This is a genomic window from Methylosinus sp. Ce-a6, from assembly GCF_009811655.1.
In the GTDB taxonomy this organism is placed as follows: Bacteria; Pseudomonadota; Alphaproteobacteria; order Rhizobiales; family Beijerinckiaceae; genus Methylosinus.
The window spans coordinates 71,606-85,870 of record NZ_BGJX01000009.1 but is presented as its reverse complement, the minus strand read 5'-3'; the positions used below and the strand labels follow the sequence as shown (position 1 = coordinate 85,870).

Genomic DNA, 14,265 nt, shown 5'->3' with positions numbered 1-14,265 from the left:
TTCGATGAAGCGCCGAATCTGCTCCCTCTCCCGCTTGCGGGGGAGGGCTGGGGAGGGGGCTCTCGGTTTTTTCGGTTCGCATAACGCGGACCGCTAGAAGACGACGCCGCCGCTGATCGCGAAGACGCGTCCGATCGCCGGCAGCGACCCGCAGCGCGAGCCGACGCGCGTCGCAATGGAGTCGAGCGTGGGATTGCCGGAGGAGGACACGATGCTGAAGCCGGTCATCGCGCCATTGGCGCCGAAAGTCGCGCGATAGGCGACGCGGCCATGTTTCGGAATGGGCGAATCGGGCGCGGCGCTCCTCGCCGAACGCTGCATGCAGGACAGGAATTGATTGGCGGCGATGGATTGCTGCGCATTGGCGTTGACGGCGGCCCCTTGCGAGGGAGCGGCCTCGGTGCGCGCGGCGGCCGGACGCGGCGTCGGCGGCTTTTTCTCCACGACCTTGGGAACGGGCTTGGGCGCCGGCGGTTTCGGCGGCTCGATCGGCGCGACGGGCTCGATCGCCTCGGGCGGCGGCGGCGTGTCGTCGAGCTCTTCGGGTTGCGGAATCTCTTCCGGCGGCGGCTCGTCGACCGCAGGGCTCGGAACGACGACGAGCTCCAGCGGCTCTTCCGCGGTCGTCGCGGTCTGCGGTAAGGAGAAGGTGACTGCCGCCCCGAGAAGCAGCGCATAGGCGAGAACAGCGGCGACCCGGACCAAGTAATTCGGACGCCCGCCATCGGAAATCAAGAGAGATTGGGTGGTGCGGAAATCTCCCGTCGTCGTCAACGGTTCCCGCGTGGTAATGAGCGCCTCAGCAGCCGCAGCCGTCATCGAAAGACCCCCTCATGCGAAACATTACCCGCTATTAAAGATTATAATTCCTATAGAAGCAATGGGTTTAATTGCGCGTTTTGTCGATTGGACGAAACTTGCCAGGAAGGTCGATCCGGCAGCGCCGATGTCCTGCGTCGACCGATATAGAGAGGCTGTCATTCCCGACGTGCGGGAAGCGCGTTCCGTTCAGGCGCCGCGGTCCACTCCGAGGCGCCGCGCCGCCCCGCGGGCGGCGACGAAGGCGCTCGAAAAAGCCGCCTGCAGCAGATAGCCGCCGGTCGGCGCGTCAAAATCCAACATCTCGCCGGCGAGAAAGACGTTCGGGAGCTTCTTCAGCATCAGATCCGCGTCGAGCTCCTCGAAGCGCACGCCGCCGGCGCTGGAAATCGCGCGCGCGAGCCCCGCCGTCGCGACAATGGCGAGCGGCAGATTTTTCAAGCGCTCGGCGAGCGCGCCGGCGTCGTCCGGCAGCGGCCCGCACAGACGCAGCAAGGCGATTTCTAGCTTCGTCAGCCGCAGCGTCTTGCGCAGAAACGTCGCCAGCGATTGTTTTTCGCGCGGGCGCGCGAGCTTTTGCGCGAGCGCCTCGACCGCGCTGCTCGGACGCAGATCGATGTGGAGAAACGCCGCGCCTTCGCGCGCGACGGCGCGGCGCAGGCTCGACGAGAGCGCATAGACGGGGCCGCCTTCGAGGCCCGTTCGCGTGACGACGATGTCGCCGAAGACACGCTCATCGCCATGGCGCAAGGCGATCGTCTTCAACGGCGTCCCTTCGAAAGCGTCGGCGAATCCCGCCGGCCATTCGACGATCGCGGCGCAATTGGCCGGCGCGAGCGGCGCGATCTCGACGCCTTTCGCGGCGAGACTCTCGACCCAGCCTCCATCCGAGCCGAGCCGCGGCCAGGAGGCGCCGCCGAGCGCCAATATCGTGGCCGCGGCGGCGATGGCGCGCCGTTCGCCGCTCGCATCTGCGATCAGCAATTCGCCGCTCTCCGAGAAGCCCTCGAAACGCGCCCGCGTCTCGATGCGGACGCCATTGGCGAAGAGCCGCGCGAGCAGCGCGCGCAGCAGAGGCGAGGCCTTGAAGCTCTTTGGAAAGACGCGTCCGCTCGAGCCGACGAAAGTGTCCTCGCCGAGCTCCGCGCAATAGTCGCGCAGGCGCTGCGGCGGAAAAGCGCGAATGATCGGGCCGAGCCGCTCGGCGGCTTCGCCATAGCGGGCGATAAATCTATCGGGCGGCTCGCTATGCGTGATATTGAGGCCGCCGCGCCCCGCCATCAGGAATTTGCGGGCGACGCTCGGCTTGCGCTCATAGACCGTCACGCTCGCGCCCTGGCGCGAGAGCAGGTCCGCGGCGAAGAGACCGGCCGGCCCGCCGCCGACAATGACGCAATTGGGCGAGGAAGGGGCGAGCGAGATGGCGCGGGCTCCGATGCGGAACGAGGACAGGCGCGCTGGTTAGCACGCAAAGAGCAAGAGAAGGAAATCCATGCGCGAAGGCGCTGAAAAGATCGCCGGAGAGATCGTCGATCTGGTCGAAGAGGAAGAGGATCTGCTGTTCTCCTTCGAGGTTCCGCCGGAGGCGGCGGGGACGCGGCTCGATCGTTTCCTCGCCGAGCGGCCGGAGCTCGTCGCCGCGCATCTCTCCCGCACGCGGCTCAAATCGCTGATCGAGGACGGGCGGTTGACGATCGGCCCCGTTCCCGTGCGCGACGCGAGCCGGCGCCTCGCCGCGGGCGAGGCCGTCGCGCTCGCCGTGCCGCCGCCCGAGCCCGCCGAGCCGCAGCCCGAGAATATTCCGCTGAATGTCGTGTTCGAGGACGCGCATCTGCTCGTCGTCGACAAGCCGGCGGGGCTCGTGGTGCATCCCGCCCATGGCCATGAGACGGGAACGCTGGTGAATGCGCTGCTCGCCCATTGCGGCGCGAGCCTCTCCGGCATAGGCGGCGTCAAGAAGCCCGGCATCGTACATCGCATCGACAAGGACACGTCCGGCCTCATCGTCGTCGCCAAGACCGACGCGGCGCACAAGGGGTTGTCGCGCCTCTTCGAGGATCACGGACGCAAGCTGCATCTGGTGCGCGAATATCTCGCCTTCGTCTGGGGCGTTCCCGAGCGTGTGCGGGGAACGGTCGAGGCGCCCATTGGCCGCCATGTGACGCAGCGCGAAAAAATGGCCGTCGTTTCCGAGGAGCGGGGGCGGGACGCCGTCACCCATTGGGAGCTGATCGAGAGCTTCGGCGCCGCCTCGCTCCTCGCCTGTCGGCTGGAGACCGGCCGCACGCATCAGATTCGCGTGCATATGGCCCATATCGGCCATCCGCTGATCGGCGATTCGACCTATGGCGCGGGCTTCAAGACCAAGACGGCGCTTCTGTCGCCGGCCGCGCGCGGCGCCGTCGAGGCGCTGGGGCGTCAGGCGCTGCACGCGGCGACGCTCGGCTTCGCGCATCCGGCGACGCGCGAGGAGCTGTTGTTCGAGAGCGAGCTGCCCGCCGACCTCGCCGCGCTGCGCGAGGCGCTGGCGGGGAACTGAACAGATGCGCGGAGACGGCCGATGCCCATGCCGATGGCCTATCAGCACGCGTCGGAGGAGTTCGAACGCTTTCTGAGGCTCGTCATCGAGCGTTCGGGTCTGACGACGCGCAACCAAGCCTATACGACGACCCAGGGCGTCCTGCTGACATTCCGCCGCCGCCTCGAGCTTCACGATGCGATTCGTTTCGCCAGCGTGCTTCCGCCCGTGTTGCGGGCGATATTCGTCGCCGATTGGGACACGCAGGAGCCGCCGCGCGCCTTCTCGTCCCGAGCGGAGCTGCTCGAGGAGGTGAGGTCGTTGCGGCAGGACCATAATTTCTCGCCCGACAGCGCCATCGCCGACGTCGCCTACGCTCTGCGCGCCTGTCTCGACCCGGCGGAGTTCGATCGCATTCTGGCGACGCTTCCCCCAAAGGCCGCGGACTTCTGGCGCGTCGATGGGCGCGGCTGACGACTCACGGCCGCAGGCGCGGCTCGGCGCCGATGCAATCGGCCAGAAAATCCATGACGGCGCGCACCGCGGGCGAGCGACGCAGATCCGGATAGGCGATCAGCCAGAGGTCGCGCTTCGGCGGCGCCGGCTCGACCGGCAGGCGCACGAGCGCCTCATCGTCGTCGCCCATGAAGCTCGGCAGCACCGCCGCTCCCGCTCCGGCGCGCGCGGCGGTCTGCTGGGCGAAGAGATCGTTGGATTCGAAAATGATCCGTTGCTCGCCCGCGAATTTGCGCAGCCAGACCTGCTGCGCCAGACGGCCGAGCGATGCGTCGAAGCCGACGAAATCCCATTCCTCCGCCGGACGCTCCGCTAGCTCTCGGCTGGCGTAGAGGCCAAAGCGGATGGCTCCGACCTGGCGCGCGACCGCGTCCGGCTCCTCCGGCCGGCTCATGCGGATCGCTATATCGGCCTCGCCACGGTCGAGCGCCGCAAAGGAGGGAGAGGCGAGCAGCACGAGCTTCAGCTGCGGATGGCGCCGGCGCAGCGTTCCGATTCGCGGCGCGACGCAGAGCGTCGCCAGAACCGGCGGAAGACTGACGCGCACGGCGCCCGACAAAGTGAGCGCGGCTCCGCGCGAGCGCCGCAGCACGTCTTCGGCGAGCGCTTCCATGCGCTCGGCCGCGGCGGCGATCGCGGCGCCATCCTCCGTCAGTGGCCGACTGCGCGGCAGGCGGTCGATCAGCCGCAGTCCCAGCGTCGCCTCCAGAGCGGCGATGCGCCGGCCGACCGTCGCATGATCGACATCGAGTTCGCGCGCCGCCGCCGACAGCGAGCCGCAGCGCGACAGAACCAGAAAAAAGCGCAGGTCTTCCCAATCCATCGGTGAATTATTGCACGGTTTCTGTGAGCGCTCGCCGAATTTTCGCTCCGTTCGTCCCTCGCTAAAATCGATCGATATTTCCAATGAGGAGACCTGCTCATGTCGCGCATTGTCCGCTTTCATCGTGTCGGCGGCCCGGAGGTTCTGCAGATCGACGAGATGGCGCTGGAAGCCCCGAAAGCCGGCGAGATTCGCCTGCGAGTCCGGGCGATCGGCCTCAATCGCGCCGAGTCGATGTTCCGCTCCGGCGCCTATCTCGAAACGACGAGCCTGCCCTCGAGGCTCGGTTATGAGGCCTCCGGCGAGGTCGAGGCGATCGGCGAAGGGGTGACGGGATTTGCGATCGGCGATGCGGTGAGCACGATACCGGCCTTCGCCATGGCCGAATATGGCGTCTATGGCGACGCCGCGATCGTCCCCGCTCATGCCGTCGTCAAACATCCGAGCTCACTCTCCTGGAGCGAGGCGACGGCGATCTGGATGCAATATCTCACCGCCTACGGCGCGCTGGTCGAAATCGGCGGGGTCTCGCCCGGCGACACGGTCGTCATCACCGCGGCGTCGAGCAGCGTCGGCCTCGCCGCTCTGCAGATCGTGAACGCCGCCGGCGCGACGCCGATCGCCGTCACGCGCACGCAGGCCAAGCGCGAGGCGTTAAAAAAAGCCGGCGCGCGTCATGTCGTCGTGACGCAGAGCGACGATCTCGTCGCCGAGACCTTGCGCATCACGAAGGGCGAAGGCGCGCGTCTCGTCTTCGATCCGATCGGCGGGCCCGGCGTCCAAGCGCTCGCGGAAGCGGCCGCGATCGGCGGAGCCATCTTCCTCTATGGCGCGCTGTCGAGCGCGCCGACGCCGTTTCCCTTGTTCACCGCCTTGCGCAAGCAGCTCACGCTGCGCGGCTATACCTTATTCTCGGTGACGAACGATCCGCAAAAGCGCGAGCGCGGCGTCCGCTTCGTGCTCGACGGATTGTCGGCCGGGCGCCTGCGCCCGATCATCGCCCGCAGTTTTCCGTTCGAGCAAATCGTCGAAGCGCATCGCTATCTCGAGTCGAACGAGCAAATCGGCAAGATCGTCGTAACGGTCTGACCTGGCGCGGGCGATGCGCGTGACGAGCGCTCGCGCCGCCCGCGTCGAAAACAACAGACTCTAAAAACAAAAGACTCTAACCCGTCGTTGTTCGAGGATTCCCGGTCAGGCCTTCGGCCTGCCGGGAACGACGCCGCTTTTTCAGTTCAGCCGACGCCGCTCAACGATCGAGCCGAGGCGAATCGCCGACGCCCTACGCCCCCTACGCACATTACCGAAATTTAACCCGGCCGCCATTTGCCGCTTAGCGAAGAGCCATCTTTCGGCCATGCTCGGATCGGTCTATATTGAGGCGTTGCGGCCGGCGCTCGCGGTCGCGCATTACGGGCTCGCCTCATCGAGGGGGTCCGTCAGGAGGTGATCCAATGGCGAACGCCCTGCCCATCGTCTCCGGCGAGAGCGGCCTCGCGCGCTACCTCGCCGAGATCCGCCGGTTCCCCATGCTGGAGCCGCAGGAAGAATATATGCTCGCAAAGCGCTGGCGCGAGCACGAAGACCCGAAAGCCGCGCAAAAGCTCGTCACATCCCACCTTCGGCTCGTCGCCAAGATCGCCATGGGCTATCGCGGCTACGGTTTGCCGATCGGCGAGATCGTGTCCGAGGGCAATGTCGGCCTCATGCAGGCCGTCAAGCGATTCGAGCCGGATCGCGGCTTTCGGCTCGCCACCTACGCCATGTGGTGGATCCGCGCCTCGATCCAGGAATATATCCTGCGCTCCTGGTCGCTCGTGAAAATGGGCACCACCGCGAGCCAGAAGAAGCTGTTCTTCAATCTCCGCAAGGCCAAGAGCCGCATCTCGGCCTTCGAGGAGGGCGATCTCACGCCCGAGCATGTCGAAAAGATCGCCACCCGCCTCGGCGTCTCGCAGCAGGACGTCGTCGAGATGAACCGCCGCATGGCCGGCGACGCCTCGCTCAACGCGCCTTTGCGCGAGGAGGGCGAGGGCGAGTGGCAGGATTGGCTCGTCGACGATTCCACCGATCAAGAGCATGTGCTCATGCGTCGGGAGGAGAGCGACAATCGGCTCGACGCGCTGCGCGGCGCGCTGACTGTTCTCAATCCGCGCGAGCGCCGCATCTTCGAGGCGCGCCGCCTGTCCGACGATCCGGTCACGCTCGAGGATCTGTCCGAGGAGTTCGGCGTCTCCCGCGAGCGCGTGCGGCAGATCGAGGTCCGCGCCTTCGAGAAGGTGCAGTCCGCGGTCCGCGCCGGAATGGCGCGGCTCGAGGCTCTGCCCGCGCCTTCGCTCTGACGCGAAACGCGAGAGCGGCGTAACGCTCTCGCGCCGGCTCACGAAATAGGAGCGGCGGACCCGTCCGGGCCGGCCGCTCTTTCTTTTTGCCGAGGCGCGAAAATGCTCATTCGTCATTCGCCCGATATCGCTCCGTCGGAGATCACGCCTTATTCCGCCTATCTGCGCCGGCGCGAGTTTCTCGCCGGCTTCGGCGCGGCCATGGCGTTCGGCGGCGCGGCGCAGGCGGCGCCGCTCGCCGCCGCTAGGGGCCCTTTCTCGACCGACGAGCCCAGAACGCCGCGCGCCGATGTGCTCGCCTATAACAATTTTTACGAATTCGGCGGCCGCAAGAGCGACCCGGCCGAGAACGCCCATAGGCTCGCCACCAAGCCCTGGACGGTGAGGATCGACGGCCTCGTCGCCAAGCCCGCCGACTATCGGCTCGAGGATTTGATAAAACCCCTCGCGCTCGAGGAGCGCGTCTATCGTATGCGCTGCGTCGAGGGCTGGTCGATGGTCATTCCCTGGATCGGCGCGCCGCTCTCGGAGATTTTGAAGCGCGCCGAGCCCCTGGGCTCCGCCAAATATGTCGCCTTCGAGACGCTGGTGCGGCCCGAGGAAATGCCCGGCCAAAAGGGCCTGCTGCAGCTTCTGCCCTGGCCCTATGTCGAGGGGCTGAGGCTCGACGAGGCGCTGCATCCGCTGACCATTCTCGCTGTCGGCCTCTATGGCGAGACGCTGCCCAATCAGAACGGCGCGCCGCTGCGGCTCGTCGTGCCGTGGAAATACGGCTTCAAGGGCATAAAATCGATCGTGCGCGTCTCGCTCGTGGAGACGCAGCCCAAGACCTCCTGGAACATGCAGAATCCGCGCGAATACGGCTTCTATTCCAACGTCAATCCGAACGTCGACCACCCGCGCTGGAGCCAGGCGACGGAGCGACGCATCGGCGAGGGCGGCATATTCGCCAAGAGGCGGCCGACGCTGATGTTCAACGGCTATGCGGAGCAAGTCGCCTCGCTCTATGGCGGCATGGACCTCGAGAGATATTTCTGATGCGCGCCGCGCCTGTTTTTCCGCTCGCAGGCTGGCGCGTTCCGAAGCTCGCGGTCTATGTCGCGGGCTTCGTTCCCGCTATCTGGACTTTTTACCTCGGCGTCATGGATCGGCTGGGGCCGGAGCCGATCAAGGCGCTGGAGCAGGAGCTCGGCCTCTGGTCGCTGCGCTTCCTGCTGCTCTGTCTCGCGATAACGCCGCTGCGCCGCGCCGCGGGCGTCGATCTTTTGCGCTATCGCCGCGCATTGGGCCTGCTCGCCTTCTATTATGCGGCGCTGCATCTTTCGGCCTATGTCGCGCTCGACCATAGTTTCGACTGGATCGCCATAGGTCGCGATATTTTGAAGCGCCCCTATGTGACGAGCGGCATGGCGGCGTTCGTCATTCTCGTCCCGCTCGCAGCGACCTCCAATAACGCCGCCATCCGCCGGCTCGGCGGCAAGGCCTGGGCGCGGCTGCATCGGCTCGTCTATGTCGCGGCCGTCGCCGCAGCCGCGCATTTTCTGCTGATCGTGAAGTCCTGGCCGGCGGAGCCCCTGCTCTACGCCGCCGCGACGGCCGCTCTGCTCGCCATGCGGGCTTTCCCCGCCGTCCTGCGCCGCGCGCGGAGCATTCCGGCGCCTCGCAGGCGCCGAGCCCTCACGTCATGAATTGCGCGCTGGCGAGCTTGGCGAACAGCCCGCCTTTCGCCACCAGCTCGTCGAAGGTCCCGCTTTCGACGATCGCGCCGCGATCCAGCACCAATATGCGATCCGCATGGCGCACGGTGGCCAGGCGATGCGCGATGATGAAGGTCGTGCGGCCCGCGGTCGCCGCTTCCAGCGCCTTCTGCAATTGACGCTCGGTCGTCGCGTCCAGCGCGCTGGTCGCCTCGTCGAAGATCATGACCGGCGGGTCCTTGAGCAGCGCCCGCGCGATCGAGAGGCGCTGGCGCTCGCCGCCGGAGAGCGTGCGGCCGCGCTCGCCGACGAGCGTCGAAAGCCCCTCGCTCTGGCGCGCGACGAGATCGCGCGCCTGCGCGAGCTCCACGGCGCGCGCGATCTCCTCCTCGCTCGCGTCCGGCTTGCCGACGCGCAGATTCTCCTCGATCGAGCGGGCGAACAGCATGGGCTCCTGAAACACGACGCCGATGTTGCGGCGAAGCGAGGTGAGCGTCATGTCGCGAATGTCGATTCCGTCGATCGTCACTCGGCCCCGCGCCGGATCGAAGACGCGATGCAGCAGGCCGAGCGTCGTCGATTTGCCCGAGCCCGTCGCGCCGACGAGCGCGATCGTCTCGCCCGGCCGCGCAGCGAACGAGACATCGTCGAGCGCGAGCCGCTCGCCGCCATAGGAAAAGCTCACATGCTCGAAGGCGACGGCGCCCTCGAGCCTTCCCATGTCGCGCGCGCCCTCGCGATCGGCGACGGAGGGACGCGTGTCGAGGATCGAAAAAAAATCGGCGATCTTGGGGGCGAGCAGGAAGAGAATGTTCAAAAAGCCGACCATTTGCTCGAGCCGCCCGATGAGCATTGTGGCGAAGCTCATGAAGGCGACGATCTCGCCGATGGAGGCGAGGCCCTGCAAATGCAGCCAGGCGCCGAGCAGGAAGATCGTGAGCAGCGTCAGCGTCGCCGAGGCGCGGCTCGCCACGGCCGCGAGCGCCCACCAGGAGAGCACCGGAATTTGCGCGGCGAGCAGATCGTCGATGATGCGCCGCAGCGCACTGGTCTCGCTCTGCACGCGGGTGAAGCTCTGCACCACGGCGACATTGCCGAGCGCGTCGGAGGCGCGCTCGGCGAGCGAGGAATGATGTCCCTCCACCTTGCTCTGCAGCTGCTGCGTTCGGCGCAGAACGAAGGAGGTGAGCGCGCCGAAGATCGCGACCAGCGCGATGAGCGGCGCGGCGAGCCGCCAATTGACGAGGAGCGTCGCCGGCAGCAGCACGAAGAGCGCGACGAAAGAGGCGCAATTCTCGCGAAAGAAGGAGAGCCACAGGCCGAACATGCCGCCGGCGCCTTCCAGCATCACCTTGAGCAGCCGGCCGGAATGCGCGCCGGCGTGAAAGCTCGACGGCAGATCGAGCACATGCTCGAAATAGGCGGCCATCACCGCGAGGCGGCTCCGATGCGCGAGGCGGTCCGCATGGAGCGCGACGAGCACGGAAGCCGCGATGGAGAAAAGGCCGAAGCCGGCCCAGGCCGAAAGCAGCGGCAAAAGATCGCTCCAGGCGAGCTTTTGGCCGGCCGCCTGCGCCTTGGTGAGCACGTCGATGACGCGGCCGAACAGCATGGGCTCGGCGAATTGCGCAATGGCGACGGCGAGATTGGCGACGACGAGGATCGTCGCGAGACGCTTCTCGGGCGCGAGCTGCGCGAGGACGCGGAGATAGACGGCGAGGACGGGCATGAGCGAATGAAATGGGAGCGGCGATGGCGAGGTCTACAGCCGGCGCGTCGTGGAGGCAAGGAACGGCGGCAGCTTCGCGGTATTTTCAGCGGTCACGCTTGTATTGTTCGCCTCGGCGCGCCATATCGTGTCATATCGAGTTTCGGCCGGACGACTCCTGCTTTCGCGCCCTGCGGCGCCCCGGGCATATGACTTCCTCTCCAGAACATCGATCTCACGCGGCGTCGCATATCGCGAACGCCCAATCTCCGTTCTTCGAAAGGACAAGTCATGCAGACCGGCATCGTAAAATGGTTCAACGCTCAAAAGGGTTTCGGCTTCATTCAGCCGGAGGCCGGCGGAGCCGACGTCTTCGTTCACATCAGCGCCGTCGAGCGCGCGGGACTGCACGGTCTCGCCGAGGGCCAGAAGCTCTCCTATGAGATCGTCGTCGACAGGCGCAGCGGCAAATCATCGGCGGATCAGCTGAAGGTCGACTGACCTTTCAGCGATCGGGCCCTGCACGCCGACCGCGGATGTACCGGCGGCGAGCGCAGGGCCTTCTCCCCCGATGGAGGCGCGTCGTTCCCTCGAGGATCGGCGCGTCGCACTCCATCCGAAAGGGCCGACATTGTGAGCGCGCATTCGAATGAGCTCTCCCGCTATCAGCGGCTTCGCAGAGAGGCGCCGACGCACAAGTTTCGTCTCGGCGCGCAAGTCTATCACCGGATCGGGGCGAGATCGGAAAAGGAGACATTCCGGATCACGCGCCTGCTGCCCGACAGCGGGGCCGGATTCCAATATGTCATCAAAGGAGACCGGGACGGTCTCGAACGTGTCGTGACGGAAGCGGGAATGGAGTTCGCCTGGTAGTCTCTCGCTGCGGATAATTGCGCGTCGCTCGCGTCGTCCCGTCCACATGCGCCGCAGACGGCGCCTGATCGATTTTCGCGCCGAAAAGCGTGGACGACAGGGAGAAGAGCGATGAGCGCGTTCGATTACGGCATGGAAGCTGGCCTGTTCTCGTCCAAGATTTTCGCCAAACGGCCGAAATCCTACCAGAACTCCATCGAATTCCGGCGTTTTGCCCAAGCCGCGGAGGCGATTCGCTACGCCGTGGAGGACATTCCTCCCAGCCTGCTGGCGACCTGCTCGCTGGAGGTGGCCGAGGCGACTTATACGGGCGCGGCCATTCGGGGATTATACGAAAGCGCCGAATTTCCGCTGCCGCGGCGGGCCAAGCCTTCGAAAAAATAGGGTCGATCGAGCGCCGCGCCGCGCGCGCCGCTGGAGCGCCGCCGTGCGACGCGATACATTCCACATCATGAACGCTCCGCTGTCGCCCACACCATGAACGCTCCGCTGCCGCCCACATCATGAGCACTTCGCTGCTGCGCGATGATTGCGCCGTCGCTCTGCTTCCACGGCCCGGCTCGCCGCCGGTGGAATGGGTCGCGGCGCCGAGCCTCGTTCCCTATGAGACGGCCGTCGCCGAGATGGAATCGCGCGCCGAGCGCATCGCCGATGGCGCGGCGGCCGAGCGCGTCTGGCTCGTCGAGCATCCGCCGATCTACACCGCCGGAACCTCCGCCAAGGAGGCAGATCTCCTGGACGCGCGCTTTCCGGTGCATCGCGCCGGGCGCGGCGGGCAATTCACCTATCACGGCCCCGGACAGCGCGTCGCCTATGTGATGTTGGATCTGACGCGGCGAAAGCGCGATTTGCGCGCCTATGTGGCGGGGCTCGAGGCCTGGCTCATCGAAGCGCTCGCATCGCTCGATGTCGTCGGCGAGCGGCGGGAGGATCGCGTCGGCGTATGGACACGCCGGCCGGACAAGCCGGCGGGGCTTTCCGGCGAGCCGGCCGAGGACAAGATCGCCGCGATCGGCGTCCGCGTTCGGCGCTGGACGAGCTTCCATGGCGTCGCCCTCAATGTCGCGCCGGATCTTTCGCATTTTTCGGGCATAGCGCCCTGCGGCGTGCGCGAGGCGCATCTTGGCGTCACCAGCCTCGCCGATCTCGGCAAAAGCTCCGACATGGCGGTGGTCGACGCCGCCCTGCGCCGCGCCTTCGAGCCCATTTTCGGCGAGACAGCCGCCCTCTGAGCCGAAGCGTCAGCTTCCGGCGAGATGGGCGAAATCGCGCACGACGCGCTCATAGACGTCGCGCTTGAAAGGCACGATCAATTGCGGCAGCAGCTCGGCGCGCTCCCAGCGCCAGGCGTCGAACTCCGGCTCGTGGCGGCCGTCGTCGGGGCGCTCCACATCGATCTCCGCCTCCTCGCCGGTGAAGCGCAGCGCGAACCATTTCTGCGTCTGGCCGCGGTATTTGCGGCGCTTCGTCGCTTCCGGCGGCAGATCGTAGCTGTACCAATCCTGCGTCTCGGCGAGCACGGAGACGCTCGTCACATTGGTCTCCTCGCGCAATTCGCGCAGCGCCGCGGCGAGCGGATCCTCGCCCTCGTCTATGCCGCCCTGCGGCATCTGCCACACGAATTGCCGAAGAATGGCGGAATCGTCCTTGCCGACGCGCCGGCCGACGAAGACGAGGCCGCGAGCGTTGAGCAGCATGACGCCGACGCAGGGCCTGTAGATCGCTTCGCTCATTTCCATTTTCCGGCTCTCGCCTCTTTGTCCTCGACCCGCGACACGAGCGCGCTCAGCGGGACGAGCGCTATTCCCTTGCGCTCGAGCTCGCGGGCGAAACGCGCGATGCGGGTCATCGCCTGCGGCAGGGCGCCGGCGACGGCGATGACCTGGCCGTTGCGGCGGGCGAGCGCCTCGATCTGCGTCAAGGCCTTCTCCACCGCCTCGCCCGAGGCTCCCGCCTCGATCGCCACATCCGCGCGCGCCGCCGCGAGCGCGAGCCGCGGCGCGAGCGTGGAGACGAGCGAACGCGGCGAGGTGCCGTCGTCCAAATAGAGCAGGCCGCGCCCGGCTATGTCGGTCAGCGCGGGCGTGAGCGCGGTCGCATCGGCGGTGAATTGCGCGCCGAGGTAATTCACGATTCCGATATAGCCGGAAAAGCGGCTCATCAGCCAGTGGAGATCGTCGAGCCCGGCGCCGCGCGTCGTCAGCAGCGTGTGCGGGCCGGGATTTTCGCGCGGATAATCGTAAGGCTCCATCGGCGCCTGCAGCAAAATCTCATGACCGCGCTCGCGCGCCCTCGTCGCGACGCCTTCCGGATCGGCGCCATAGGGCGCGAGCGCGAGCGTGACCGCGCCCGGCAATTCGTCGATCGCATTGGCCGAGAGCCGTGGATTGAGCCCGACGCCGCCGACGACGAGCGCGACGCGCGGCGCGCCCGGCGGCAGCCGAGCGCCGATCGTCGCCTGACGCGCATAGACTTCCATCGGCTTCGCGCCATCGGCTCCGATCTTCGGCAGCGGGCCGTGGCGGCCTTTCTCGACGAGCCGCTCGTCGGGCGCCGGCGCGAGCGCGGCGTGCTGCTCGTCGAGCCTGATGATGAGCGCGGCGGGCGGCTCCCCGCCGCCGATGCGCGTGACCTTGACGCCCGAACGCCTCTCTATGTCGGCGATGTCGTCGGCGCGCCGGAGGGGCTCCGCGACCGAGGCCTGCTCCGCCGGAGCGCTCGCCGGCGTCGGCGGCGGCTCGACGATTTCGATGCGCGCTATGGCGACGGGCTGGCCCGCATGAGGGTCGGGCGTGGCCAGGATGAGCGTCGCGAGGCCCGCGCCGCCGAGGAGCGCCGTGACGAAGACCGCGGCCCGCCCGCGTCGGCCAGGGGCTCGGCGCGGCTCCGACGGCCCATTCAAGCCCAGCGGCTCGTTCAATTCGTCGGTCATGGCGCGCTGGCGGCTCCCTTTTTCAGAGGCGCGAATC

16 protein-coding genes are annotated in these 14,265 nt (G+C 67.0%); 10 read left to right on the top strand and 6 right to left on the bottom strand.

From position 1 onward, the window contains the following. Positions 1-93: 93 nt before the first annotated feature. Complete coding sequence (locus Mspo_RS08385; RefSeq protein WP_159728706.1) at positions 94-774, bottom strand: energy transducer TonB; 681 nt, start codon at positions 772-774, stop codon at positions 94-96. Between the two features lie 234 nt (positions 775-1,008). Beyond that, a complete protein-coding gene (locus tag Mspo_RS08380) occupies positions 1,009-2,256 on the bottom strand; it encodes a TIGR03862 family flavoprotein (protein ID WP_244613255.1) in 1,248 nt (415 codons plus the stop codon). Positions 2,257-2,311: 55 nt separating this feature from the next. Between Mspo_RS08380 and Mspo_RS08375 the strand changes: the two genes are divergently transcribed. Both Mspo_RS08375 and Mspo_RS08370 read left to right on the top strand, forming a co-directional pair. Continuing rightward, complete coding sequence (locus Mspo_RS08375; RefSeq protein WP_159728704.1) at positions 2,312-3,358, top strand: RluA family pseudouridine synthase; 1,047 nt, start codon at positions 2,312-2,314, stop codon at positions 3,356-3,358. A gap of 21 nt (positions 3,359-3,379) precedes the next feature. After that, on the top strand, positions 3,380-3,811 hold the full coding sequence (locus tag Mspo_RS08370) for a DUF2267 domain-containing protein (RefSeq protein ID WP_159728702.1): 432 nt from the start codon (positions 3,380-3,382) through the stop codon (positions 3,809-3,811). 4 nt (positions 3,812-3,815) lie between these two features. On the opposite strand, the gene Mspo_RS08365 is transcribed toward Mspo_RS08370, so the two are convergent. Next, complete coding sequence (locus Mspo_RS08365) at positions 3,816-4,676, bottom strand: LysR family transcriptional regulator (protein ID WP_159728701.1); 861 nt, start codon at positions 4,674-4,676, stop codon at positions 3,816-3,818. A gap of 99 nt (positions 4,677-4,775) precedes the next feature. Here Mspo_RS08365 and Mspo_RS08360 point away from each other — a divergent pair, with 99 nt between their 5' ends. From Mspo_RS08360 to msrQ, 4 genes are all read left to right on the top strand, one after another. Then, positions 4,776-5,765 (top strand): zinc-dependent alcohol dehydrogenase family protein, encoded by a 990-nt coding sequence (locus Mspo_RS08360; protein WP_159728699.1) that lies wholly within the window; start codon positions 4,776-4,778, stop codon positions 5,763-5,765. 365 nt (positions 5,766-6,130) lie between these two features. Then, positions 6,131-7,018 (top strand): RNA polymerase sigma factor RpoH, encoded by an 888-nt coding sequence (rpoH, locus tag Mspo_RS08355; protein ID WP_159728697.1) that lies wholly within the window; start codon positions 6,131-6,133, stop codon positions 7,016-7,018. Between the two features lie 102 nt (positions 7,019-7,120). Then, positions 7,121-8,056, top strand: coding sequence for a protein-methionine-sulfoxide reductase catalytic subunit MsrP (msrP, locus tag Mspo_RS08350; protein WP_159728695.1), 936 nt, complete (start codon positions 7,121-7,123; stop codon positions 8,054-8,056). Then, entirely contained in the window at positions 8,056-8,706 is a 651-nt protein-coding gene (gene msrQ / locus Mspo_RS08345; protein ID WP_159728693.1) for a protein-methionine-sulfoxide reductase heme-binding subunit MsrQ, read from the top strand. Before msrP ends, msrQ begins: the two co-directional genes overlap by 1 nt. Here the strand turns inward: msrQ and Mspo_RS08340 are convergent. Then, entirely contained in the window at positions 8,696-10,444 is a 1,749-nt protein-coding gene (locus tag Mspo_RS08340; protein ID WP_159728691.1) for a glucan ABC transporter ATP-binding protein/ permease, read from the bottom strand. The two genes, msrQ and Mspo_RS08340, sit on opposite strands and share 11 nt — an antisense overlap. A 270-nt stretch (positions 10,445-10,714) precedes the next feature. Between Mspo_RS08340 and Mspo_RS08335 the strand changes: the two genes are divergently transcribed. From Mspo_RS08335 to lipB, 4 genes are all read left to right on the top strand, one after another. Further along, positions 10,715-10,924 carry a cold-shock protein gene (locus Mspo_RS08335; RefSeq protein WP_159728689.1) on the top strand — a complete coding sequence of 70 codons (210 nt, stop codon included), beginning with the start codon at positions 10,715-10,717 and terminating at the stop codon, positions 10,922-10,924. 132 nt (positions 10,925-11,056) lie between these two features. Beyond that, positions 11,057-11,296 carry a hypothetical protein gene (locus Mspo_RS08330; protein ID WP_159728688.1) on the top strand — a complete coding sequence of 80 codons (240 nt, stop codon included), beginning with the start codon at positions 11,057-11,059 and terminating at the stop codon, positions 11,294-11,296. A gap of 111 nt (positions 11,297-11,407) precedes the next feature. Beyond that, a complete protein-coding gene (locus Mspo_RS08325; RefSeq protein ID WP_159728686.1) occupies positions 11,408-11,680 on the top strand; it encodes a hypothetical protein in 273 nt (90 codons plus the stop codon). 119 nt (positions 11,681-11,799) lie between these two features. Then, positions 11,800-12,528, top strand: a complete 729-nt coding sequence (gene lipB, locus Mspo_RS08320) for a lipoyl(octanoyl) transferase LipB (protein WP_159728684.1) — start codon at positions 11,800-11,802, stop codon at positions 12,526-12,528. Positions 12,529-12,537: 9 nt separating this feature from the next. On the opposite strand, the gene Mspo_RS08315 is transcribed toward lipB, so the two are convergent. Together Mspo_RS08315 and Mspo_RS08310 are read right to left on the bottom strand one after the other, a co-directional pair. Further along, the gene (locus tag Mspo_RS08315) at positions 12,538-13,029 is read right to left on the bottom strand and encodes an RNA pyrophosphohydrolase (protein ID WP_159728682.1); all 492 of its coding nucleotides are present in this window, start codon (positions 13,027-13,029) and stop codon (positions 12,538-12,540) included. Continuing rightward, entirely contained in the window at positions 13,026-14,228 is a 1,203-nt protein-coding gene (locus Mspo_RS08310) for a divergent polysaccharide deacetylase family protein (protein ID WP_159728680.1), read from the bottom strand. The genes Mspo_RS08315 and Mspo_RS08310 overlap by 4 nt, the downstream gene beginning before the upstream one ends. Positions 14,229-14,265 lie beyond the last annotated feature (37 nt).